This window comes from Streptomyces sp. SID1328 (assembly GCF_009865595.1).
Taxonomy (GTDB): Bacteria; Actinomycetota; Actinomycetes; order Streptomycetales; family Streptomycetaceae; genus Streptomyces; species Streptomyces griseoluteus.
The window spans coordinates 1-20,830 of the sequence record NZ_WWKH01000516.1 but is presented as its reverse complement, the minus strand read 5'-3'; the positions used below and the strand labels follow the sequence as shown (position 1 = coordinate 20,830).

Sequence of the window (20,830 nt, the reverse complement as noted above, 5' to 3'; positions counted from 1 at the left end):
GCCAACGGCGTCGACTACGCGCTGGCCTCCTCGGTGTGGACCAGGGACCACGCGCGGGCGATGCGGATGTCGAAGAACCTCGACTTCGGCTGTGTGTGGATCAACACCCACATGGCCCTCGTCGCCGAGATGCCGCACGGCGGGTTCAAGAAGTCCGGCTACGGCAAAGACCTCTCCGCGTACGGCCTCGAGGACTACACCCGGATCAAGCACGTCATGACGTCGCTCTGACGTCCAGCGATTCGTCGGACGCCCCGGTCCTGCCCGGAGCGGCCGACGTGCCCCTACCAACCGACCCGGCACCCAGCGGTTCCTCGCCCGCCTCGTATTCCGGCACCGGATCGAACGGTGGCACGCGGCCCTCCGCCGGAATCCGCTGGGCGGTGCGTCCCGCCGCAGTTCGTCCACGGGGGCGGCTCGGCTACCCAGCAGATCCTCTTCCTGGGCCTTCTGGATGTGCTGATCGGGATCGTCTACTGGCTCGTCCTGGTGACCGTCGCCGCCCGGCTGCGCACCTTGTTGGCACGTCCGAGATCCCGACGCCGGTGGGAGTTGACCACCGGGAGGCTGTTCATCTGCATCGGCATCGGGGTCGCAGCGGCCGCCTGACCGTCAGAGCGGTGGGCGTCGTCACCGCCAGCACGCCGGACTCGCATGCTGCGGTATCGGTAGCGTGGACATCAGATGCGTGGAGCGCGTCCGCCTGGTCCGTCCGACGGGCTTTGGCGGAGAGTGATGAGGTGGGAATGAGTGAGCTGACGAAGCCCGAGGTCGAGGTTCCGGAGGGTGATGCTCCCACCGAGCTGACCATTCGGGATCTGGTCGTCGGGGACGGGGCTGAGGTCAAGTCCGGCATGGTCGTCCGGGTTCACTATGTCGGGGTGACCCTCGCGTCCGGGAAGGAGTTCGACGCGTCCTGGGACCGGGGGGAGCCGTTCAAGTTCGCCCTCGGCAGTGGCAAGGTCATCAAGGGGTGGGACCGGGGGGTCAAGGGGATGAGGGTCGGCGGCCGGCGCGAGATCATCGTCCCGCCGCGGCTGGGGTACGGCAATCAGTCGCCGACGCCGTTGATCCCGGCGGGCTCGACCCTGGTGTTCGTGGTGGATCTGCTGGACGTGTACTCCCGTACGACCGGCTGGAGCAACGCCTAGGTCGCGTCGCGATCACGCCGGTGGTGACCGGCGAGTCGAAGCGCCGCAGGGAGCCGGCCCCGCGTGTACCGACCGCGCGGGGCCGACGCCGACACCTCACACCCCGATGCGGCCGGTCCTGTCCGACTGCCTCAGGCGGAGTGCCGAGACCAGGAAGAAGACTCCGCCCAGGAAGGCGTAGCCGGCCAGCGCGCCCAAGGAGGCGTTCGCCTTCCCCGCCTGGGCCACGACGGAGGCTCCGGCGAAGGTGGAGATGGCTCCGCTGAGGATCATCGGCCACTGACCCGCCATGCCGCGTCGGCGTCGCAGGGCGCCGACGATCAGCTGGACGGCTCCGGCGGTGATCGCCCAGGCGCCCCAGACTCGCAGGACTGCCGGGATGCCCGAGGTGGCCGCCGCGACCAGACCTGCGGTGGTGAGGCCACTGAGCGCGACATTCGCGTACAGGCCGCGTACCGGCCCACGGTTCGCCTTGGCGGACCTGATGTCGAGGAGTGCGCACGCCACGTCGAACAACGGGTAGATCACCAGCAGCGTCGCGCTGAGGGGGCTCAGGGTGTGGGCGGAGGCGAATACGAGGACGGCCCATACCGTGGCGAAGGCGAAGCGCAGGAAGTACAGGCGGCGCAGCGACCGGGTGTCGTCCTTGGCGGGGACAGGGGTGGCAGTGGACGAAGCCATGAGGTGCCCTTTCGGCGAGGGAGAAGGCGAAGCGAAGGCGAGGAGGGAGAACGTTCGGTCTCCTCCTTCATCTAAGGGGCGCCTTCGACGACTGTCAAGACCGAACGTTCTCCCTCACGACCTGCTACCGTGGCCGGCATGAGCACGCGCACAGAAGGCAAGAGCACGTCCGAGGCCCGGGCGCGGCTGCTCGACACGGCGACCCGGATCTTCTACGCCGAGGGCATTCACTCCGTCGGCGTGGACCGGATCATCGCGGAGGCCCAGGTCACTCGCGCCACCCTGTACCGGCATTTCAAGGGGAAGGACGAGTTGATCCTCGCCTACCTCCAGCAGGCCGATCACGGCATCCGGGGGCAGGTGGCCGGCATCCGGGCGCGGGGACTTCCGGCGGCGGAGACGGTCCGGGCCGTGGGCAGGTCCATCGCCGACGGCATCCAGTCCCCCGGCTTCCGTGGTTGCGCCTTCCTCAACGCGGCGGCCGAGTATCCCGACCCGGCGCATCCCGTCCACCAAGCGGTACTGGGCCACCGGCAGTGGTTCCTGGAAACGGCCACGCAGCTCATGGAAGACGCCGGCTGCGCTCCCGCCGACGTGACCGGGCGGCACTTCGTCATGCTCCGGGACGGCGCCATGGCCGCCGGCTGCCTCTTCGACCCGGCCCTGATCTGCGCGACGTTCCTGGACGGTGTCGAGGGGATCCTGCACACGGGCGCAGCACCGGCGCCGGGACCCGACTCCCCCGCTCCACCGTCCAGCTGACCGTTACAGAGGGGGCAGCTCCGGCCGAGCGGCCCGGCGGCGGTACGCCGTAGGGCTCAACGCCGGGGCCGGTGCCTCTGGAGCCGGTCGGCGGCGAGGAGTATCTCGTCAGGCGTACCGAACGGAATGAACACCCAGAACCGGGCGACGAGCCGCCCCTCGTGGTGCACGAGCAACACCTCGTCCTCGAAGACAAGGCGAAGGCCGGCCCACGGGTGGCTCCAGCGCAGCGTGTCACCGTCCCAGTGCTGGATACCGCGGTTGGTCAACCGCAGGAGCAGCGGCGACTCCGCACGCTCCGGGGAACTCTTCGGCCGGTCGAAGGGCAGGAACACCTTGTAGTCGGTGAGCGTGTACTCGCCCGCCGCGAGCCCCTCGTCGCGAACGGCGGCCACCCGGCCGGTCTCGGCGCCCTCGCGGATCTGCCGGGCGCCGAACAGGACGCTGAACACCGCCACCGACCCCAGCGCCCACCAGAGCCCGACCACCCGCGAGACGTCCTCGTACAGTTCCAGCGCGGGGGGCAGGACGGCGGCCAGGCCGGCAGCGATGTAAGCCTTTTTCCGTCGGCGTATCCGCAGAGCCGCATCCGCGCCCACCCCACCAGCCATTACCCGTCTCCCGTGACTCACTCGCCGCGCCACGAGAGGGGACGGCCGTTCGCCTGGCGGCGGTTGCAGTCGACCTCGTCGACCCGTCGACCCAGGCAGCCCCCTCGGCCCCCTACAAGGGCGGCCACCCCCGCAGCGCCGCGTCGGCCATCGCCTGAAGCTCGTCCCGGCACACCCCACTGGCCGCCTGCACAGCGATGCCATGAGCCAACGTGGTGACATAGCGGGCCGACAGCCCCGCATCGGCGCCCGCCGAAAGGTCACCCTCCTCCACGGCCCGTTCGAACCGCTCCCGAATCCGCAGGTAACCGTCGTTGCGCCATCCGACAAGCAGCTCACGGGCCGGCTGCGCGGACTCACCCGCAGCCAACGCCCCCTGGATGCCCATGCACCCCTGGGGCCGGGACGGAGCGGTGGTGGTCCGGATGACGCCGGACAGGATCGCGGTGGCGACGCCGAGACCAGTCGGCTCCTTCAGCGCTTCGTCCAGGTACGCGCTGGGCCCCTCCGTATAGCGCTCCAGAGCCTTGCGGAACAGCTCCTCCTTGTTACCGAAGGCCGCGTACATGCTCGTGGCCGAGATGCCCATGGCGCTGGTCAGACGGCCCAGGCTGGCGCCCTCGTAGCCGTGCTCCCAGAAGACCAGCATGGCGCGTTCGAGGGCCTCACCGGTGTCGAAGCCCCGTGGGCGGCCGCTCGGGCCCTTCTTCTCCGTCTTCACCCGTTCACTCTATCTCTTCTGTAGTGACCGATACGAAAGTGCTAGGCTGACATTCTGCATCGATCACTACAGAATGCGGAGGCGGCCGACATGGGACTGCTCGAGGGCAAGACCGCTGTGGTCACGGGGGCCAGCGCCGGGATCGGCCTCGCCGGCGTCGTCGCGCGTGCCGCTGGGCCAGCTCGGGCGGCCGGAAGAGGTCGCCGCCGCCGTGGCCTTCCTCGCGTCGGACCAGAGCAGCTTTGTCACGGGGTCGAGCCTGTACGTCGACGGCGGCCTCGACCAGATCTGACCGCCTCCACGGAAAGGCCGACCGATGTCCGACCTGCGCGCGTTCTACGAGCGCTACCTCGGGGCGCTCAACGCCCACGAGTTCGACGGTATGGGCGAGTTCATCGCCGACCGGACCACCCTGAACGGCGAACCGGCCACCCGGGACGACATCCTCGCCGTACAGCGGCACGACGTGGAAGCGGTGCCCGATCTGCACTGGGAACTCAAGGAGTTGCTCGTCGACGGGGACCGCTTGGCCGCCCGTCTCGTCAACACCGGTACGCCGGTCAAGGAGTGGCTCGGCGTGCGGCCCACCGGGGCCTCCTTCGAGATCGTCGAGTACGCGATCTATCAGGTCCGCGAGGGCCGGTTCGTCCACATGGCGGCGCTGCACGATGCCGCCGGGCTGCGGCGGCAGTTGACCGGCTGACGGCGACGACGCACGCATCACTCATCACGGAGGAATACGTATGACCATCACGCTGATCACCGGCGCCAACAAGGGCATCGGTTTCGAGACCGCCAAGCAGCTCCTTGCCGCGGGCCACACCGTCTACGTCGGCGCGCGGGACATCGAGCGCGGCGAGAAGGCCGCGGCCGCGCTCGGGGCACGGTTCGTCCAGCTCGACGTGACCGACGACGCGTCGGTCGTCAGTGCGCTGGAGAAGATCGATGCGGACGAGGGCCGGCTCGACGTCCTGGTGCACAACGCGGGCGTCCTGGGGCTCGGCGAGGTGGACGGTCCCAGTGCTCTGCGCGTGTTCGACACCAACGCGGTGGGGATCGTACGCGTCACCGAGGCGGCCCTGCCCCTGCTGCGCCGGTCCGCCGCCCCCACCGTGGTCACCGTCTCCAGCAGCGCCGGTTCCTTCTGGGCCGTGAACAACCCCGAGCGGCCCGAATTCAGCCTGCCGACCCTGCTGTACTCCGCGTCGAAGTCGGCGGCGACGATGCTGACGGTGCAGTACGCCAAGGCCTGTCCGGAGATCAAGTTCAACGCGGTCGAGCCGGGCACCACCGCCACCGACATGACCGCGGACTTCGGGATCGGACGGTCCCCCGAGGAGAGCGCGAAGGTTGTCGTCCGCCTGGCGACGCTGGGCGCGGACGGTCCTACCGGGACGCTCCAGGACGAGAACGGGGAGCTGCCCTGGTAGTCACCGTGCATGCCAACCGGTCCGGGTGACATCAGCGTCCTCCCCAGGCACCAGGGCGGCGGGCCGGCCAGCGGATCATGGCCGAGCCGGCCTCCACCGACGGCCACACGCGAAGCCGCCCCGCCGCATCCGTCCGGCCCTCACCGGCCGAAGTCTTCCGAGGACACACGACGGGAGGCTCGGTGTGGAGATCCGTGGTGCACGCATTCTCGTCGCCGGGGCGACCGGTGACATCGGCTCGGCGCTGGCCGAGCGGCTGGCCGGGCCAGGGGCGGTGACCGCGCTCGCGGGGCGGGACCCGGACCGGCTGGCCGGGGTGCGCGAGCGGTGCGGGCCCGGCCCCTCGCGGACCTTCGACGCGTGGGATCTCGACGGCGCCGAGGGTACGGCGGCGTGGGCGGCGCGGGAGCTGGGTGGGCTCGATGCCGTGGTCGTCTGTGTGGGGGTGGCCGCGTTCGGGCCGGTCGGTGAGATCGGGGAAGCGGTGGCGGAGCATGTGATGGCGGTGAACGCGCTCGCGCCCATGGCGATCCTGCGCTCCGCGTCGACCCACGTGTCCTCGGGTGGTCTGCTCGCCGCCGTCACGGGCACCGTCGCCCGCTCGGCACCGGCGGGGATGGCGGACTACGCGGCGGCGAAGGCCGCGCTGGCCACTTGGCTGGCGTCGGCTCGCCGGGAGTTGCGACGCTCCCGCGTGGGAGTGCTGGAGATCTGCCTGCCCCACGTCGAGTCCGGGTTCGCCGGCCGCGCGGTGACCGGGGCCGCTCCGGCCCTGCCACCGGGCATCACGGTGGCGGAGGCCGTCGACGCGATCATGGAGGGCATGCGTACGGGCGCGTGGGTCATGGGACCCGCCGAGCCGAAGCGGGGTACGTCGTGACAGCAGACGCGTCCGATCACGTGGAGGACGTCACGCCCCTGTCCCCGCGCCCCCTCTCGCGCATCCTCTTCCGGCAATGGTGGCGTGAACTGGTCTTCCTGCACTGGGCCGCCGACCCGGACGAGGTCGCACGGCTGCTGCCTCCGGGCACGTCCCCCGACCTCCACCTGGGCCGCACCTACGTCGGCCTCGTCTTCTTCCGCATGGACCAGCTGGCCTTCGGCCAGGGCCCGGCCCTCCCCTACCTGGGCAGCTTCGGCGAGGTGAACGTCCGCCTGTACAGCCGGGACGCCCTCGGGCGGCGTGGAGTGGTGTTCCGTTCCCTGGACTGCGACCGCCTGCTGCCCGTACTGACGGCGCGGGCGGCGTTCGGGCTGCCGTACCGCTGGGCCCGTATCGGCGCCCGCCGCACCGACTCCGGGATTTTCTACGACTCCCTGCGGCGCGACGGTTCCGGAGCAGGCGCGCGCGTCCGGGCCGAGGTGTCCCCCGAGCCGTACGAGGCGAACGCGCTGGAGGAGTTCCTCACCTGCCGATGGGGACTCCACACCCAACTCCGGGGCCGCACCTACTACTTGCCGAACATCCACCCCCGGTGGACGTTCACCCGTGCCGAGCTGACCTCGTACGGCGAAACCGCCATCGCGGCGGCCGGGCTGCGCACCCCACGCGAAAATCCCGTCAGCGTGCTCTACGCGCCCGGTGTCCCCGTCCGCTTCGGCCCACCGCTCCGGCTGCCGCGGGGAATCTGAACCCAGCCGAACTACGCGTCGGTCTTTCCGGAAGCGGACCGGGCACCTGACGGTGCCGTACGAGCACGCAGCTCACCCCGAACGGGCACAGCTCCCGCTGGGGCGGTGGCTGGCGGACCAACGTCGCGTGCCGCCCCCGGTCGTGCAGGCGACATCACTGCCTCGAAGGGTTGCCCGGACGTCGCTGGACGGGCTCCCGGGTGCCGTCGTACCACCACCCCGGCCACAACTGCTCCAGGTGCCTCGTATTCTCAGAGCATGGTCGGGGCACAGACACAGAAGGCCGGACGGGGACCAGGGCGGCCGCGGCAGGAGCGGGTCACGGACGACACCCTTGAGGCGGTGATCGACCTGGTGACCGAGCAGGGCGTGAAAGCGGTGACGATGGATGCCGTCGCCGCACGCGCCGGGGTGAGCAAGCCGGCCATTTACCGGCGCTGGCCTTCCAAGCAAGCCTTGATCATTGCGGCGGCCGAGACACGCATCGGCCCGCTCTCGGTTCCGGACCTGGGCGACGTACGGGCCGAGCTGCGCGAGGTGCTGACGGCGCGCTTGGCGGCGTACCGGCTGCCGGGTACGGCACGGCTGCTGACGGAACTCATGGCAACGGCCGCCGAGGCGGGTGGCGACCGCGGGGAGTACGTGGACTACACGGAACGGTTGATGGCCGAGACGCGCCGCATCCTTCAGCGGGGGATCGCCCGCGGTGAGGTGCGGCCCGACATCGACATCCGTTCGGCCGCCACGCTGGTGGCGGCGCCGCTGGTGTACCGCCTGCTGGCGGAACGGGAACTGCCCAACGAACGCTTCGTGGAGGACATGGTGGACCTGGTCGTCCGGGCGGTCGGTCACCCGGGAACCTGAGATCCACCGGCCGGTCGGGTGCGGGCGCGCGCGGTCCGTTCCGCCCGCCGTCCGCGGGGAACGGTGCTGCGCAGCGAGCGGCGACGATCGTCAGGGTGCCAGGCGCCGGGCGTCGCGGGCCGGGTCGATCAGTGTCACGGCGGCCGTGCCTCCCAGTGCGAGCAGTACGGCCGCGAGGAGCACGGCGTGCCGGTAGCCGGCGCTGCCCTGTGTGTCGACCAGGTATCCCGTCAGGGCAGGGGCGACCAGGCCGCCGGTCGTGACAACGGCGTTCATCAGGCCGAGGGCGCCGCCGCGCCGACGGGCCGGGACGATTTCGGCGACCGTGGTCACCGCGACCGTCGACATCGCCCCGCACAGGCCGAAGCCGACGAGCAGGAGCAGTACGGTGACCGGCCCGCGCACGGCCTGTGACAGGGCGCCGCAGCCGAGGGCGGAGACAAGGAGGCTGATGCCGCCGACGCGGCCGCGGGCCCACCGGCTGCTCACGCCACGTCGCAGCAGCCATCCGGTCACCCCCGCCTGCACCAGCAGCGCCATGCCGCTGACCGCCCAGATCCCGGCGACCAGGCCGGCGGCCGTCGTGGTGGAGTAGCCCAGGCCGTCATGTAGATAGGAGGGCACCCACACCAGCGACAGGGCGATCATCCAGTAGGTGCAGAAGTAGCCGATCGTGGCACCGATCCAAGTTCGGGTGCCCAGGATGCGACGGTACGAGGGGGCGTGCGAGCTCTTCTCGCCGCCGCTGCCGGAGTCGGCTCCGGTGCGGGTGCCGTGAGCTTCCCCGGGCGATGTCCGGTGCCTGCCGAAGACGGCCCAGGCCGCCGCCCACACCACGCCGGCGGCGGCGACCGCGGCAAAAGCGGAGCGCCAGCCTTGGTGCTGGATCACCCAGGTCAGCCCCGGTGCGGCGAGCACCACACCGAGGGCGATGCCCACGCTGAGCAGGGCGCCGGGAAGGTTGCGTCGGCGGTCCGGGAACCACGCCAGGGCGGTGTGCTGGGCCACCGGGAAGGCGGGCCCCTCCGCGGCACCCAGCACGATCCGCGAGGCGACCAGCGCGACCAGACCTCCGCCGAGGGCCATCGGCATCTGGGCGATCGACCACAGCAGGACCATCCCCAGGAGCAGCCACCGCGGCCGCACCCGGTCCGCCAGCAGACCGCCCGTGGCGCCGCAGAGCGAGAAGAGCAGGAAGAACGCGCTGTTGGCCATCCCGAAGCCGGTCGCCGACAGGCCCAGGTCGTGGCGTATCGGGTCGGCCGCCAGCCCGAGGACGGCCTTGTCGGCGAAGTTGACCATCATGAAGACCACCAGCAACCCCGTGACGGTCCAAGCTTTCCGTCGGTGGCTGCGGCTCGTCGTGACGGGGTCGGCGAGCGTGACGGAGGTGAGATCGGTGTTGGGCACGGGGGCTCCGCGAAGGTAGCTGCTCTCGAGCAGGCGTGGTCGGCGTGCAGCACAGGGGAGGGGACGTCGGCGGATCGCGGCGCGTCGGCCTGCGCCGATCGCATCGGCGAGTAAATCGTTACGCGAAGTATCGATACGGTTGGCCGTGACGACAAGCCCTGTCCGCTACGAATTCGGGGCCGGGGCCCGGACAGTGGTCCTGCGGTGGCGGCACCTGCCCCCTGCGGGGCGTCCGTTGGACGAGTGGCCGCGACCGAAAGGCCCTGCGCTCGTATGTCCTTCGTTGCGGTGGGGACGTCAGCCCGTCCGCGGGTCGCGGTGCGCGAGAGGTTGACGGGTGTGGGTTGTCGCTGACCGTGATGCCCGAGTGATGCGGCGAAAAGTCGTCGAGGAACCCTTGCGGTGGCCCTGCTGGATATCGATACTGCCCGTAACGATTTTTCGCTCCCGACCGTGGAGGACCGCGTGGAGACCACCGGAGCCGACAAGAACCCCCTGCTGGACAAGCCGCTGATCCACTTCGGCCGGCGCGTGCTGGAACGGACCGCGCCCGGCACGGCGCCGGCCGGGTACCGGCTGCTGAAGATCGCGCCGATGACGCCGCACATCGGGGCGGAGATCGACGGCGTGGACCTGTCCCGGCCGATCGGCGAGGAGCTCGCCGAGGAGCTGCGGCAGGCGCTGCTCGAGTGGAAGGTGATCTTCTTCCGCGACCAGCACGACGTCGATGTCGACGCTCACCTGGCCCTGGCCGCGGTGTGGGGGGAGCCGGAGCCGAACCCGTTCTTCCCCACGGGCGACACCGTCGGCGTCTCACGGCTGGCGAAGGACGAGATGGCCATCGGCCAGGAGAACATCTGGCACAGCGACCACTCGTTCATGGCCGCCCCGGCCCTGGGGTCGGTGCTCCGCTCGGTCGAGGTCCCGTCGGCCGGCGGTGACACCATGTGGGCCGACATGGGCGCCGCCTACGACAACCTCAGTGACGAGATGAAGCAGCGCGTCGAAAGCCTCACCGCCGTACACGACTGGGAGCCCAGCTGGGGTACGTTCATGACCCCGGAGCAGATCGAGGCGTTGCGCGTGTTCCTGCCTCCGGTGGAGCACCCGGTCGTCGTGCGGCACCCGCGCACCGGCCGCAAGACCCTGTACGTCAACGAGCCGTTCACCACCCGCATCGTCGGGCTGCCCGAGGACGAGAGCCGGGAGCTGCTCCACGAGCTGGGCCTGCAGGCGCGCATTCCGGAGCTCCAGGTGCGGTTCCGCTGGCAGCCCGATTCGATCGCGATCTGGGACAACATCGCCGTCCAGCACTACGCGATCAACGACTACTACCCCCAGCGCCGGGTGATGGAGCGCATCGCGATCGCCGGCGTCCCCCTGTCCTGAGGTCCCTGCCCTCACCCGGCACTCCCGCTGATCTGCGGGCTGACCTTCGGCCTCCGACCGGTGGCCGTACCGCTCGCGTCCGGCGGAACGGCCACCGTCACCCCGGTCGGCCGGGTCGTCCGGCTTTCGGCACGGCGATGCCTCACACCCCTTTTCCACCCAGCGTGTTCGCCCCGCCAAGGAGTGACGTGAACAACCCCGCCCTCGACACGACCGTCCTCGACCGCGCTCTGGGGGACCTGCGTCACCACGCATCGTCCTGGGCCACCGCGCCGCTCACCGAGCGCATCGGCCTGCTGGAAAGGCTCATGCCGAGGATCCGCGACGGCGCTGCCGACCTGGCCGCGGCGGGCGCAGGCGTCAAGGGGTACGGCCCTGACTCTCCATGGGCCGCAGAGGACTGGGCCGGCGGCCCGTGGTCGCTGGCCCAGCACGTCACCGCACGGCTGCACGTGCTGCGACGCCTGGCCGCCGGCCGCGAACCTCTGCACGCGGAGGCGGTGCACGAGCGGGGCGGCCGTACCTGGGTGGACGTCTTTCCCGCCACAGGCTGGGACCGCCTGCTGCTGGGTGGTTACTCGGCCCAGGTCCGGATGCGAGCCGGGGTCACGGTCGAGCAGACGCGACACCGCGCGGCCGCACCCTACCGGGGTGGTGAACAGCACCCTGGTGTGGCGTTGGTCCTGGGCGCCGGCAACGTCGCCTCGCTCACCGCGACCGACATCCTGCACAAGCTCTACGCGGAGGGCCAGGTCGTCATCGCCAAGATGAACCCGGTCAACGCCTGTCTGCGCCCGCACTTCGAGCGGATCTTCACCGAGTACGTCCAGCGCGGCTGGGTGCGGTTCGTGGACGGTGGCCCCGCCGAAGGTGCCTACCTCACCGCCCACGACGGCGTGGACTCCATCCACGTGACCGGCAGCGACCGCACCCACGACGCCATCGTCTGGGGCACCGGCGAACAGGCGGAGCGGCGTCGCCGCGAGGACACCCCGCTGGTCGACAAACCGTTCACGAGCGAACTGGGCGGGGTCAGCCCGTACATCGTGGTGCCCGGACCCTGGAGCAGGGCGGACTTCCGCTTCCAGGCCGAGCACATCGTCACGAGCAAGATGAACAACTCCGGCCACAACTGCATCGCCAGCCAGGTGCTGGTGCTGCCCCGCTCCTGGCAGGGAACCGACCTGCTGCTGGAGGAGATCAGGCGGGTACTGCGCGCGCTGCCGGCCCGCAGGGACTACTACCCTGGGGCCCATCAGCGGCTTCAGGCCGTACTGGCGGCTCACCCGCGTGCCGAATGTCACGGCGACGACTCCCGGATCCTGGTCGCGGACGTCGCCGAGCACGACGACATGCTGCTCACCGGCGAGGTCTTCGCCAGTGCGCTGGGCGTCGTCCGCCTGCCCGGCGAGGGTCCCGCGCACTTCCTTCGCCATGCCGTCGACTTCGCCAACACCGTCCTCCCCGGCACCCTGGGTGCGACCCTGATCGTGCACCCCCGGACCGAGAGGACCTCGCCGGGCGTGGTGGATGCTGCCGTGGGTGAGCTGCGCTACGGCACCATCGGCGTCAACACCTGGTCCGGCGTCGGCTTCCTGCTCGGATACACCCCCTGGGGTGCCCACCCCGGCCACACCCGGCAGGCGATCGGCAGCGGCGTCGGCTTCGTCAACAACGCCTTCATGCTCGAGGACGTCGAGAAGACCGTGCTGCGCGCCCCCTTCGCCCCCGCTCCCCGCGGCCTGTTCACCGGCTGCCCCTCGCTGTCCCCCAAGCCGCCGTACTTCGTCACCAACCGCACCGGTCGCACCACCATCGAACGCGTCACCCGCTTCACGACCGCGCCGAGCCCCGCTCAGCTGCCTGCCGTCCTCGCCTCCGCCCTGCGCGGGTGACCAGGAGGAAACCCGGATGAACCTCAACGACTTCCTCACGCTCGCCGCCCACGCCCACGGCGACCGGCCCGCCGTCGAACTCAGCGACCAGCAGCTCACCTTCGCCGAACTGCACGCCCTCGCCGGCCGCACGGCCGCACGGCCGCACTCCTCGCGGCGCACGGCGTCTGACCCGGCGACCGGGTCGGCCTGATGCTGCCCAACCTGCCCGAGTTCCCCGTCCTCTACTACGGCATCCTGCGCGCCGGAGCCGTCGTGGTCCCGATGAACCCGCTGCTCAGGCAGCGCGAGATCGCCCATTACGTGCGCGACTGCGACATGACCCTGCTCCTCGCCCACCAGGACACCGCCGACGAAGCGCGACGGGGCGCCGAGGGCACCGTGACCCCGATCGTGCCGGTCCCGCCCGGCGGTCTGCCGGATCTGCTCGCCGGGCACCCCGACACGGAGCCGGCCGCCGCCCGCAGGGACGACGACCTCGCCGTCATCCTCTACACGTCCGGCACCACCGGTGTCCCCAAGGGCGCCATGCTCACCCACGCCGGAGTGGCCGGGCCGATGCCGAGGAATTGCGCCAGTTCGTGCGCGAGCGCGTGGCACCGTACAAGTACCCGCGGGAGATTCGGCTCGTCGAGGCCCTCCCCGAGGGGCCCACGGGCAAGATCCTCAAGCGTGAGATCGGCAGCTTCTAGTTGATCTCGGCCGCCCCGGCGCCACCACGGTCTCGGGGCGGCTGTTCATGCGGGCCTTGGTGACTTCCGTCGGTGTGCTCGCGTCGCTGGTCGTCTAGCTGATCACGGGCGAGCAGAGAGCATCCTCGGCCACTGGTGAGACTGGGCAGCGCAGTGCGACGTCGCCGTCATGGCCTTCCTGTACCCGCCGGTGCATCCGAGTCTGCCTACTCTGGGGTAGAGGACACTGAGACCGAATGACAGGACCAGTGCTGTGGACTTTCCGGCCGAGGCATCCGCCCGCTCCTGGAGCGCGAATACGCCTGAACGGCTGATGCCGCGCGAGGAGGACCTGGCCATCCTGGACGCGCTGTTCACCCAGTCACCGATCGGCGTGGCCGTGTACGACACCCGGCTGCGCCTGGTCCGGGCGAACCCCGCGCTGGAACGCATCCACGGTGTTCCCAACGACAGGCTCCTCGGTCACCGGATCGGTACGGTACTGCCCGCGCTCGACGTCACCGGGATAGAGAGCCGACTCGCAACGGTTCTGGAAACGGGCCTGCCCGTCGTCGGAACCGAGCACCGCGGCCGTACGCCCGCCGACCCGGGCAGGGACCACGTATGGATGACGTCATCGTTCGTGCTGACCGGACCGGACGGCCGGCGCCTGGGCGTCACCGACCTGATCATCGACGTCACCGACCGCCACCGTGCCCGCGAGCGCCTGGTCCTCCTCGACGAAGCCACCGCCCGCATCGGGTCGACACTCGACGTCACGCGCACGGCCCAGGAGCTTGCGGACGTGCTCGTTCCGCGCCTGGCCGACCTCGTCTCGATCGAACTCCTGGACGGCGTCGTGACAGGCGAGGAAGCCCCGCCCTCCGGCGCCGACGGGGTCACCCTGCACCTCGCAGCCCGCAAGGTCTCCCAACCGGGAATCACCGAAAAGCTCCGGCTGGTCGGAGAGGCCCAGGACTTCCCCGCCGATACGCCCCATGCCCAGGCCCTCGCCGATGGGCAGCCCCGGCTGCTGCCGGTCGTCGACCCCGATGTCGACTGGGTCCGAGACTCTCCCGATCCCAGGGTCCAGGCGCTGCTGACGCACGGGGCCCACTCCCTGATGGTGGTGCCCCTGCGTGCCAGAGACACCGTTCTGGGGCTGGCCCATCTGTACCGCACGGCGGCCCAACCGGATGCCTTCGAGCCCGACGACCTGGTCTACGTGCAGGAGCTGGCCGCTCGCGCCGCCGTCTGCGTGGACAACGCCCGCCGCTACACCCGCGAACGCACCGCCGCCATCACCCTCCAACAGAGCATGCTCCCGCGCAGCGTTCCGGAGCAGTGCGCCGTCGAGGTCGCGCATCACTACCGTCCGGCGCGTGCCCACGCCGGGGTGGGCGGCTCCTGGTTCGACGTGATCCCCCTCTCCGGCGCCCGCGTGGCCCTCACGCTCGGCGACATACCCGCGACGGGTGCAGAGGCTTCCGCCTGCATGGGGCAGATCTGCTCCGCCGTACGCACCCTCGCACAGCTTGACCTCGCCCCTGACGAGGTGCTGGCCCGGCTCGACGACATAGTGCCGCGGCTGGTCGAACGCGAACACACGGCAGGGTTCGCGCCCATCCTGGAGAAGCTCGTCGGCGCCACCTGCCTGTACGCGGTCTACGATCCCGTTTCCCGCCACTGCGTCATGGCGAGCGCCGGCCACCCCCCACCGGTCGTCGCCGACCCGGCGGGTCAGGTCCACTTCGCGAATCTGCCGTCCAACCAGCCCTTGGGACTGGGCGATGCCGTCTTCGAGCCCTACACCATCGAACTCGCCGAGGGCAGCACTCTCGCGCTGTACGCGCAAAGCGTCCTGGCGGCGCGCAATGCGGACCAGACCCTGCACGAGCGGCTCTGCGCGATCATCGGGCAGAGCGGCCGTTCACCGAACGAGATCGGACAGGCCGTCGCAACCGCGGTCATTCCCCACCTGGCGGCCGAGGACGACCTGGCGCTGCTCGTCGCCCGCACCCGCTCGCTCGACTCCGTGCACGTCGCCACATGGGACCTGCCGTGCGACCCCGCCGCGGTCGCCAGTACGCGCTCGCTCGCGACACGGCAGCTCGACCAGTGGGGGCTGGAGCATCTGGCCTTCACCACCGAACTCATCGTGAGTGAATTGGTCACCAACGCCATCCGCTACGGCAGCCCGCCGATCCGGCTGCGGCTCATCCGTGACCAGATGCTGATCTGCGAGGTCAGCGACGCCAGCAGCACCTCACCGCACATCCGCCGGGCCGCCACCATCGATGAAGGCGGACGGGGGCTTTTCCTCGTCGCCCAGTGCTCCCACCGCTGGGGAAGCCGCTACGACGCCACCGGCAAGACCATCTGGGCGGAACAGCCCACCGATGGCACCCCTCTCAGCATGGAGCCGTGATCCGCAGGACACCTGCTCGAAGGCTGCAGCCACTCCGCCTCGACCGCCGTTCAGGCGCTCCCGGCTCCAGTAAGGATCCGGAGCTCCGCTGCCACGTAGCGGGGTCCGCCTGTCCGTCGCCGGCCCTGCGCCCGCGTGTACGGGAGAGTGCGAAGGGTGTGCCGGAGACCGTCGGCGAGAACGGATCCGGCTTGATGGAGATGGCGAGGCCCCCATAGACGGTGCACAAAAGAAGCTTCGCCGGTCGTCGCGGTGGCGCCGACGGGAGAGCAGTACTGTCCGAGCTGAACACCCACCCGGCCGCCGGTGCCGCTGCCGCCGTTCGAACCGCCGGTGCCGCCCGACCCGCCGTCAGGTCGGCGTCCGGATTGGCGAGGTAGTGGTCGAACTGGCTCGCCTGGGCGGGGTCGGTCTGGTCGAGCACCGTGTGCATGCCGGGTGCGAATCCGGTGAGCAGATGTCGTGCCGGCCCGAGTGCCCGGGTCGCTTCGCACAAGTGCGGTTATGCGGCGAGGACCTCGTCGGCCTGGGTGATGCCGCTGCGGTCGGCGCGGTACTGCTCCAGCATCGCGTCGGCGGCGCGCAGGGCGTCCTTGATGGTGTGGGTGCCGGTCATGACGCACAGCGTGTAGGAAACATCCTGCAGCATCCGGCTGGTGGCGGGGGTGGGTAGCACGTCATGGTCGATGCGTGCGGCGGCGAAGCGCGCCATGACTGCACGCAGGTTCTTCTCGGCCGGCAGCAACATGGCAGTTTCCTCCACAGATAAAACGGCAGACGCGCCGATGGCATCGTCAATCACATCTGCTCCCAACTGCCCCGTCGGGTCGGACTTAGGCCTCTCGGCCGGGTGAGTCCGACAGGAGAGGGGAGCAACGCGACCAGGGATCGTCAGGCCACCGGTGCAGGCGAAGTCGCGCCTACGAGCGCGACGGAGGGAAAGCCCACGCACAGCGAACGGCTCCGTCCCGAGGTGAGGGAGGAGCCGTTCAACGCGTTGCGGTTTCCGGGGCGGTCAGGCGCGGCGCCGGTTGCCCGTAATGACGCGGTAGAGGATCAGCAGGATGACCGAGCCGATGACGGCCGCGATCCAGGTGGAGAGGTCGAAGAAACCGTCGATGGAGTCGACGCCGAAGATGACCTTGCCGAGGAAGCCGCCCAGCAGGCCGCCCGCTATACCGATCAGGATCGTGATGATGACCCCGCCCGGGTCCTTCCCCGGCATGATCGCCTTGGCGATGAACCCGGCGATCAGGCCAATGAGAATCCACGCGATGATGCCCATGACATCTCTCCCAGCTGCTCAGATAAAAGTTTCGTCAACGCGACGTATGCACGTCGAGGCGATTGACAAACCTCACGGGCGGCCAGAACTTCCACCGTCCCGGCGACGCACGGGTCAATAGTGGACAGTTCAACCCCGAAGTCGGCCGCCGCGAGCTGAACGCATGGCCAAGTACAGACAGCCCCGCGGCGAGAAAGTGGTCCTGATGACCGGCGCCCTCGACATCGTCGTGCCATCTCTGGCCCGCTCTCCCTCGAGGTGCGGCGAGGACGGAGGCGGCGTGAGTACCTGCGAACAGTTGCGTCCACGAGCTCGAATGGGGGACTCATCTTCCCCTGTCGGCGTGGGCGGTCGCGGAAGCATCCGGACGGCCGGACTATGGCTTCGGGCACCCTGCGCCGGCGGACGGCCATGCGGCGACGGGGGTACTCGCCCGGCTGGTCGAGAGGAGCACCCCCCCATGACGTTCAATCCCTTGGAACAGCGAGGCATTCCGCTGGACCGTCAGCTGCGCAACTGGCACGAGCTGAACGTGCAGCCCATCGATCCGGACCACTGCGACCCGTACACCCGGTGTCGCATCATCACGATGAACGGGATCGAGGTGGAGGCGATCATGTTCAGCCACCAGCTCGCCCGCAACACCGTCGATCCCGAGATCAAACGGCAGCTGGCCCGCACGCGTTACATCGAGGCGCAGCAGCAGAAGGTCGTGAACTGGCTGTTGCCTGGGGTGTCGTCGGTGCTGGAGACGACCATTGCCTACGAGCAGGTCGCGGTGGACCTGACGGCGTGGGTGGCGCGGATGGAGCCCGACCCGTACCTGAAGCAGGCGTACCAGTTCGGTGTCCTGGAGGACTTCGACCATCTGTACCGGTACGCCAACCTGTACGAGATGATCGAACACCGCAAGGCGGAGTCGATCGTCGATGGGCTGACCGAGGTCATGCCCGGTCGGCCGACGAAGTACCACCACCGCGACCCGGTGGACAACGTCCGCGATCCGTACGCCAAGGACGAGACGAACCCGCTGTCGAAGCTGCACGCGCTGACGATCATGTCGGCGGAGCAGCAGACCATGAACTTCTACATGAACACGGGCCCCACCTACATGGAGCCGATCGCGCGCCAGCTCTACCAGGAGATCGGGCTCATCGAGGAGGAGCACGTCACCCACTACGAGTCGCTGGTCGACCCGGGCGAGACGTGGTGGGAGCAGCTCGTCAACCACGAGTACAACGAGTGTTATCTCTACTACTCCTTCATGGAGCAGGAAAGCGACCCCAAGGTCAAGGCCATCTGGGAGCTGCACCTGAACATGGAGCTGGAGCACCTGCACATCGCCTGTGACCTGATGCGCCGGCACGACGGGCGTGACCCGGAGTCGGTGCTGGCGCCCGAGCTGCCGAACGTGCTGAAGTTCGAGCCGAACAAGCAGTATCTGCGCGAACTGCTGGCCACGCAGATGGACTTGACCACACTGGGTGCCGGCTATGTGCGCGAGCAACACGAGCGGTTCGAGAAGATGCAGGAGAACATCCACGGCAGTGAGGAGCCGCCCAGCGAGCGGGTCATGGCCGACCACGACGAGATGTTCGGCCGCGAGTACCGCATCCAGTCCGAGGGCGAGCACCCCGACCCCGCGATGCGCGAGAAGTGAGGCGGCCGCGATGAGCGATCTGGAGACCCCGCAGGCCGGAGACGACCTGGCCCGCGACGAAGACGTGGTGGCGTTGTTGTTGCGCCAGCACGGGGACATCCGCAACCTCTTCGACAAGGTCGAGGCGTCGACTGGTGAGGAGCGACGCGACGCCTTCCGGCGTCTCGTGCGCCTGCTCGCCGTGCACGAGACCGCCGAGGAGGAGGTCGTCCACCCCTTCGCGCGGCGGGCGCTGTCCGGTGGGGGGAAGGTCGTCGACGCGCGGCTCGCCGAGGAACGAGCGGCCAAGGAGACGCTGGCCGCTCTCGATGACGTCGACACCGACGACCCGAAGTTCATGCTGCAGCTGATGAAGCTACGCAAGGACGTCCAGGAGCACGCGCGGGCCGAGGAACGCTACGAGTTCACCCACATCCGGCGCAGCGCCGACGCCTCCCGCTTGGCCACCATGGCCAAAGCGGTCAAGGCTGCCGAAGCCATCGCGCCCACCCGCCCGCACCCGGGCGTCGAGTCAGGTGTGGCGAACATGGCGCTCGGTCCGGTTGCCGCGATCATGGACCGCACCAAGGACGCCGTACGCAAGGCCATGAGCAACGACTGAGGCGCGACACGAGAACCTACTGAGGTCGGCCTGCTGCCCGACATCACCGGCTGGAGGCCGGAGGAGATCGACGACGGTGTCTCCCCTCCCGGAGCTCGGGCAGTTCGGCTCCGGGAGTACCGGCAAGACGATCAGCCTCCGCGTCGCGCACTGCTTCATCGTGCACGGTGGGAAGATCGTGCGCTCGTCTCGGGTCGGACTGCGTGAGGTCGGGCCGCCGAGGCGGTAGGTATCCGCCAAGGATTCTGACCGCCTCGTTCCCCGACAGGACGACCACGGCAGGCTGGGTGACCATGAACGATATGAACACGATGCGCGCCATCAGCCAGGACGTTCTCGGCGGACCCGAGGTCCTGAAGGAAGTGACGCTGGAGCGGCCCACGCCGCGTCCGAACGAGGTGCTGGTCCGGGTGCGGGCCGCCGGGGTCAACCCGACCGACTGGAAGCACCGGGCCACCGGCGGATTCCTCGGCGACCCCCCGTTCGTACTCGGCTGGGACGTCTCCGGCGAGGTCGCCGAGACCGGCATCGGCGTGGCCGCGTTCCGGCCCGGTGACGAGGTCTTCGGCATGCTCCCCTACCCCTTCGGCCACGGCTCGCACGCCGAGTACGTGATCTCCCCGGTTCGCGCCCTGACGCACAAGCCCGCCTCGATCGACCACGTCCAGGCGGGCGCGCTGCCGCTGGTGTCGCTGACGGCGTGGCAGGCGCTGACCGAGCACGCCGGCCTGCGGTCCGGGCAGCGGGTGCTGATCCACGCTGCGGCCGGCGGGGTCGGGCACGTGGCGGTGCAGATCGCCAAGGCGCTCGGCGCGTACGTGATCGGCACGGCGAGCGCGGGCAAGCACGACTTCCTGCGGGAGATCGGCGTGGACGAGCCCGTCGACTACCGGTCCACGGACTTCACCCAGGCGGTGCAGGACGTCGACGTGGTCCTCGACACCCTGGGCGGCGAGACGTCCGTGCGCTCGCTGGAGGTGCTGCGGCCGGGCGGGATCGTGGTGTCGATCGTGCCGTTCGGCGGCCAGGACTTCCTCGACGAGGCCGAGCGGCTCGGGGTGCGGGCGGTGCGGATGCTGGTGGACGCCGACCGGTACGGGATGCAGGACTCCTCGTCACGAGCCCGTCTACCGTCACTCATGGGCACCTCCTGACATCAAGCAGAGTCCATGAGCTGCCCCGACCGTTGCCTCGCTCCAGGACTTCACAGAAGTCTTCTCCGCAGCAGACGACAGTCACGGCGACCGGGGACGGCAACGACGGCGAGCACCAGTGGCACTCGGCAGCCCGGCACGCGGCCGCAGTGCTGACGGAACGTCACGCCCTCCTGTGCCCACGCCACATTCAAGTGCGGACGCGCCAGCATCCCAACTTCACAGAACACGGGCGCTCTCCCCCCATTCGGCCGCGCCGGGGGCTTCGTGCCGTACAACCGAATGCTTGACCACGACGCCTGCTACGTCGGCACCCCTGGTTTCGACCACTGCACGTCAGCATCCACCGCCTGCGCCTTCCGGCGCATGAGCCCTTAGCCCATTGACATACCGAGTGGGGGCCCCGGCGGAGGCCCCCACTCGGTATGAACACGTCGATCAGAAGTCGAGGGTGTCGAGAGAGGGCCTACCGCTGATCACGGCAA

At 69.7% G+C, this 20,830-nt stretch carries 23 protein-coding genes and 1 pseudogene; 18 read left to right on the top strand and 6 right to left on the bottom strand.

Annotation, left to right across the window (positions count from 1 at the left end; all coding sequences use genetic code 11):
• The 3 genes from GT030_RS16225 to GT030_RS16215 all read left to right on the top strand — a co-directional run.
• The coding region (locus GT030_RS16225; protein ID WP_161201702.1) for an aldehyde dehydrogenase family protein at window positions 1–231 on the top strand (231 nt) is incomplete at its 5' end.
• 117 nt (window positions 232–348) lie between these two features.
• Window positions 349–609 (top strand): hypothetical protein, encoded by a 261-nt coding sequence (locus tag GT030_RS16220; protein WP_237522499.1) that lies wholly within the window; start codon window positions 349–351, stop codon window positions 607–609.
• 137 nt (window positions 610–746) lie between these two features.
• Complete coding sequence (locus tag GT030_RS16215) at window positions 747–1,151, top strand: FKBP-type peptidyl-prolyl cis-trans isomerase (RefSeq protein WP_161201701.1); 405 nt, start codon at window positions 747–749, stop codon at window positions 1,149–1,151.
• Between the two features lie 96 nt (window positions 1,152–1,247).
• On the opposite strand, the gene GT030_RS16210 is transcribed toward GT030_RS16215, so the two are convergent.
• Entirely contained in the window at window positions 1,248–1,832 is a 585-nt protein-coding gene (locus GT030_RS16210) for a hypothetical protein (protein ID WP_161201700.1), read from the bottom strand.
• A gap of 138 nt (window positions 1,833–1,970) precedes the next feature.
• Between GT030_RS16210 and GT030_RS16205 the strand changes: the two genes are divergently transcribed.
• On the top strand, window positions 1,971–2,594 hold the full coding sequence (locus tag GT030_RS16205; protein ID WP_161201699.1) for a TetR/AcrR family transcriptional regulator: 624 nt from the start codon (window positions 1,971–1,973) through the stop codon (window positions 2,592–2,594).
• A gap of 56 nt (window positions 2,595–2,650) precedes the next feature.
• Here GT030_RS16205 and GT030_RS16200 read toward each other — a convergent pair whose 3' ends face one another.
• A complete protein-coding gene (locus tag GT030_RS16200; protein ID WP_161201698.1) occupies window positions 2,651–3,205 on the bottom strand; it encodes a hypothetical protein in 555 nt (184 codons plus the stop codon).
• A 112-nt stretch (window positions 3,206–3,317) separates the two neighbouring features.
• On the bottom strand, window positions 3,318–3,926 hold the full coding sequence (locus tag GT030_RS16195; protein ID WP_346009661.1) for a TetR/AcrR family transcriptional regulator: 609 nt from the start codon (window positions 3,924–3,926) through the stop codon (window positions 3,318–3,320).
• A 157-nt stretch (window positions 3,927–4,083) separates the two neighbouring features.
• On the opposite strand from GT030_RS16195, the pseudogene GT030_RS16190 reads away from it, so the two are divergent.
• The 6 genes and pseudogenes from GT030_RS16190 to GT030_RS16165 all read left to right on the top strand — a co-directional run.
• Window positions 4,084–4,218, top strand: a pseudogene (locus GT030_RS16190) (SDR family oxidoreductase); the annotation flags it as partial.
• 24 nt (window positions 4,219–4,242) lie between these two features.
• A complete protein-coding gene (locus tag GT030_RS16185) occupies window positions 4,243–4,629 on the top strand; it encodes an ester cyclase (RefSeq protein ID WP_161201697.1) in 387 nt (128 codons plus the stop codon).
• Between the two features lie 40 nt (window positions 4,630–4,669).
• A complete protein-coding gene (locus tag GT030_RS16180; RefSeq protein WP_161201696.1) occupies window positions 4,670–5,356 on the top strand; it encodes an SDR family NAD(P)-dependent oxidoreductase in 687 nt (228 codons plus the stop codon).
• A 184-nt stretch (window positions 5,357–5,540) separates the two neighbouring features.
• Window positions 5,541–6,236 (top strand): SDR family NAD(P)-dependent oxidoreductase, encoded by a 696-nt coding sequence (locus GT030_RS16175; RefSeq protein WP_161201695.1) that lies wholly within the window; start codon window positions 5,541–5,543, stop codon window positions 6,234–6,236.
• The gene (locus tag GT030_RS16170; RefSeq protein ID WP_346009660.1) at window positions 6,233–6,988 is read left to right on the top strand and encodes a DUF2071 domain-containing protein; all 756 of its coding nucleotides are present in this window, start codon (window positions 6,233–6,235) and stop codon (window positions 6,986–6,988) included. Before GT030_RS16175 ends, GT030_RS16170 begins: the two co-directional genes overlap by 4 nt.
• Window positions 6,989–7,330: 342 nt before the next feature.
• Entirely contained in the window at window positions 7,331–7,852 is a 522-nt protein-coding gene (locus tag GT030_RS16165; protein ID WP_346009659.1) for a TetR/AcrR family transcriptional regulator, read from the top strand.
• Window positions 7,853–7,942: 90 nt separating this feature from the next.
• Here the strand turns inward: GT030_RS16165 and GT030_RS16160 are convergent, their stop codons facing one another.
• Complete coding sequence (locus GT030_RS16160; RefSeq protein WP_346009658.1) at window positions 7,943–9,262, bottom strand: MFS transporter; 1,320 nt, start codon at window positions 9,260–9,262, stop codon at window positions 7,943–7,945.
• A gap of 465 nt (window positions 9,263–9,727) precedes the next feature.
• On the opposite strand from GT030_RS16160, the gene GT030_RS16155 reads away from it, so the two are divergent.
• The 5 genes from GT030_RS16155 to GT030_RS16135 all read left to right on the top strand — a co-directional run bounded on the left by GT030_RS16155 (window position 9,728) and on the right by GT030_RS16135 (window position 15,645).
• Window positions 9,728–10,651: a TauD/TfdA family dioxygenase gene (locus tag GT030_RS16155; protein ID WP_161201693.1), complete on the top strand. Its 924-nt coding sequence runs from the start codon at window positions 9,728–9,730 to the stop codon at window positions 10,649–10,651.
• 188 nt (window positions 10,652–10,839) lie between these two features.
• Window positions 10,840–12,546, top strand: a complete 1,707-nt coding sequence (locus tag GT030_RS16150) for an aldehyde dehydrogenase family protein (RefSeq protein ID WP_346009657.1) — start codon at window positions 10,840–10,842, stop codon at window positions 12,544–12,546.
• Window positions 12,547–12,562: 16 nt separating this feature from the next.
• Window positions 12,563–12,739: a hypothetical protein gene (locus GT030_RS16145; RefSeq protein ID WP_161201691.1), complete on the top strand. Its 177-nt coding sequence runs from the start codon at window positions 12,563–12,565 to the stop codon at window positions 12,737–12,739.
• Window positions 12,739–13,242: an AMP-binding protein gene (locus GT030_RS16140; protein WP_161201690.1), complete on the top strand. Its 504-nt coding sequence runs from the start codon at window positions 12,739–12,741 to the stop codon at window positions 13,240–13,242. The genes GT030_RS16145 and GT030_RS16140 overlap by 1 nt, the downstream gene beginning before the upstream one ends.
• A gap of 249 nt (window positions 13,243–13,491) precedes the next feature.
• Window positions 13,492–15,645, top strand: a complete 2,154-nt coding sequence (locus tag GT030_RS16135; RefSeq protein ID WP_161201689.1) for a SpoIIE family protein phosphatase — start codon at window positions 13,492–13,494, stop codon at window positions 15,643–15,645.
• A gap of 502 nt (window positions 15,646–16,147) precedes the next feature.
• Here GT030_RS16135 and GT030_RS16130 read toward each other — a convergent pair.
• Entirely contained in the window at window positions 16,148–16,393 is a 246-nt protein-coding gene (locus GT030_RS16130) for a DUF5133 domain-containing protein (RefSeq protein ID WP_161201703.1), read from the bottom strand.
• A 267-nt stretch (window positions 16,394–16,660) separates the two neighbouring features.
• Window positions 16,661–16,930, bottom strand: coding sequence for a GlsB/YeaQ/YmgE family stress response membrane protein (locus GT030_RS16125; protein ID WP_135794726.1), 270 nt, complete (start codon window positions 16,928–16,930; stop codon window positions 16,661–16,663).
• A 460-nt stretch (window positions 16,931–17,390) separates the two neighbouring features.
• Between GT030_RS16125 and GT030_RS16120 the strand changes: the two genes are divergently transcribed.
• From GT030_RS16120 to GT030_RS16110, 3 genes are all read left to right on the top strand, one after another.
• Window positions 17,391–18,590, top strand: coding sequence for a hypothetical protein (locus tag GT030_RS16120; RefSeq protein ID WP_161201688.1), 1,200 nt, complete (start codon window positions 17,391–17,393; stop codon window positions 18,588–18,590).
• Window positions 18,591–18,600: 10 nt separating this feature from the next.
• A complete protein-coding gene (locus GT030_RS16115) occupies window positions 18,601–19,191 on the top strand; it encodes a hemerythrin domain-containing protein (protein WP_161201687.1) in 591 nt (196 codons plus the stop codon).
• 293 nt (window positions 19,192–19,484) lie between these two features.
• Complete coding sequence (locus GT030_RS16110; RefSeq protein ID WP_202460158.1) at window positions 19,485–20,345, top strand: NADP-dependent oxidoreductase; 861 nt, start codon at window positions 19,485–19,487, stop codon at window positions 20,343–20,345.
• The last annotated feature ends 485 nt before the right edge of the window (window positions 20,346–20,830 follow it).

Excerpts from the sequence above, each read along its gene's own strand:
- GT030_RS16110 (WP_202460158.1), top strand. The coding sequence starts at position 19,485 with ATGAACGATATGAACACGATGCGCGCCATCAGCCAGGACGTTCTCGGC.
- GT030_RS16125 (WP_135794726.1), bottom strand. The coding sequence starts at position 16,930 with ATGGGCATCATCGCGTGGATTCTCATTGGCCTGATCGCCGGGTTCATC.
- GT030_RS16210 (WP_161201700.1), bottom strand. The coding sequence starts at position 1,832 with ATGGCTTCGTCCACTGCCACCCCTGTCCCCGCCAAGGACGACACCCGG.
- GT030_RS16130 (WP_161201703.1), bottom strand. The coding sequence starts at position 16,393 with ATGTTGCTGCCGGCCGAGAAGAACCTGCGTGCAGTCATGGCGCGCTTC.
- GT030_RS16120 (WP_161201688.1), top strand. The coding sequence starts at position 17,391 with ATGACGTTCAATCCCTTGGAACAGCGAGGCATTCCGCTGGACCGTCAG.
- GT030_RS16185 (WP_161201697.1), top strand. The coding sequence starts at position 4,243 with ATGTCCGACCTGCGCGCGTTCTACGAGCGCTACCTCGGGGCGCTCAAC.
- GT030_RS16145 (WP_161201691.1), top strand. The coding sequence starts at position 12,563 with ATGAACCTCAACGACTTCCTCACGCTCGCCGCCCACGCCCACGGCGAC.
- GT030_RS16205 (WP_161201699.1), top strand. The coding sequence starts at position 1,971 with ATGAGCACGCGCACAGAAGGCAAGAGCACGTCCGAGGCCCGGGCGCGG.
- GT030_RS16200 (WP_161201698.1), bottom strand. The coding sequence starts at position 3,205 with ATGGCTGGTGGGGTGGGCGCGGATGCGGCTCTGCGGATACGCCGACGG.
- GT030_RS16140 (WP_161201690.1), top strand. The coding sequence starts at position 12,739 with ATGCTGCCCAACCTGCCCGAGTTCCCCGTCCTCTACTACGGCATCCTG.
- GT030_RS16215 (WP_161201701.1), top strand. The coding sequence starts at position 747 with ATGAGTGAGCTGACGAAGCCCGAGGTCGAGGTTCCGGAGGGTGATGCT.
- GT030_RS16115 (WP_161201687.1), top strand. The coding sequence starts at position 18,601 with ATGAGCGATCTGGAGACCCCGCAGGCCGGAGACGACCTGGCCCGCGAC.
- GT030_RS16180 (WP_161201696.1), top strand. The coding sequence starts at position 4,670 with ATGACCATCACGCTGATCACCGGCGCCAACAAGGGCATCGGTTTCGAG.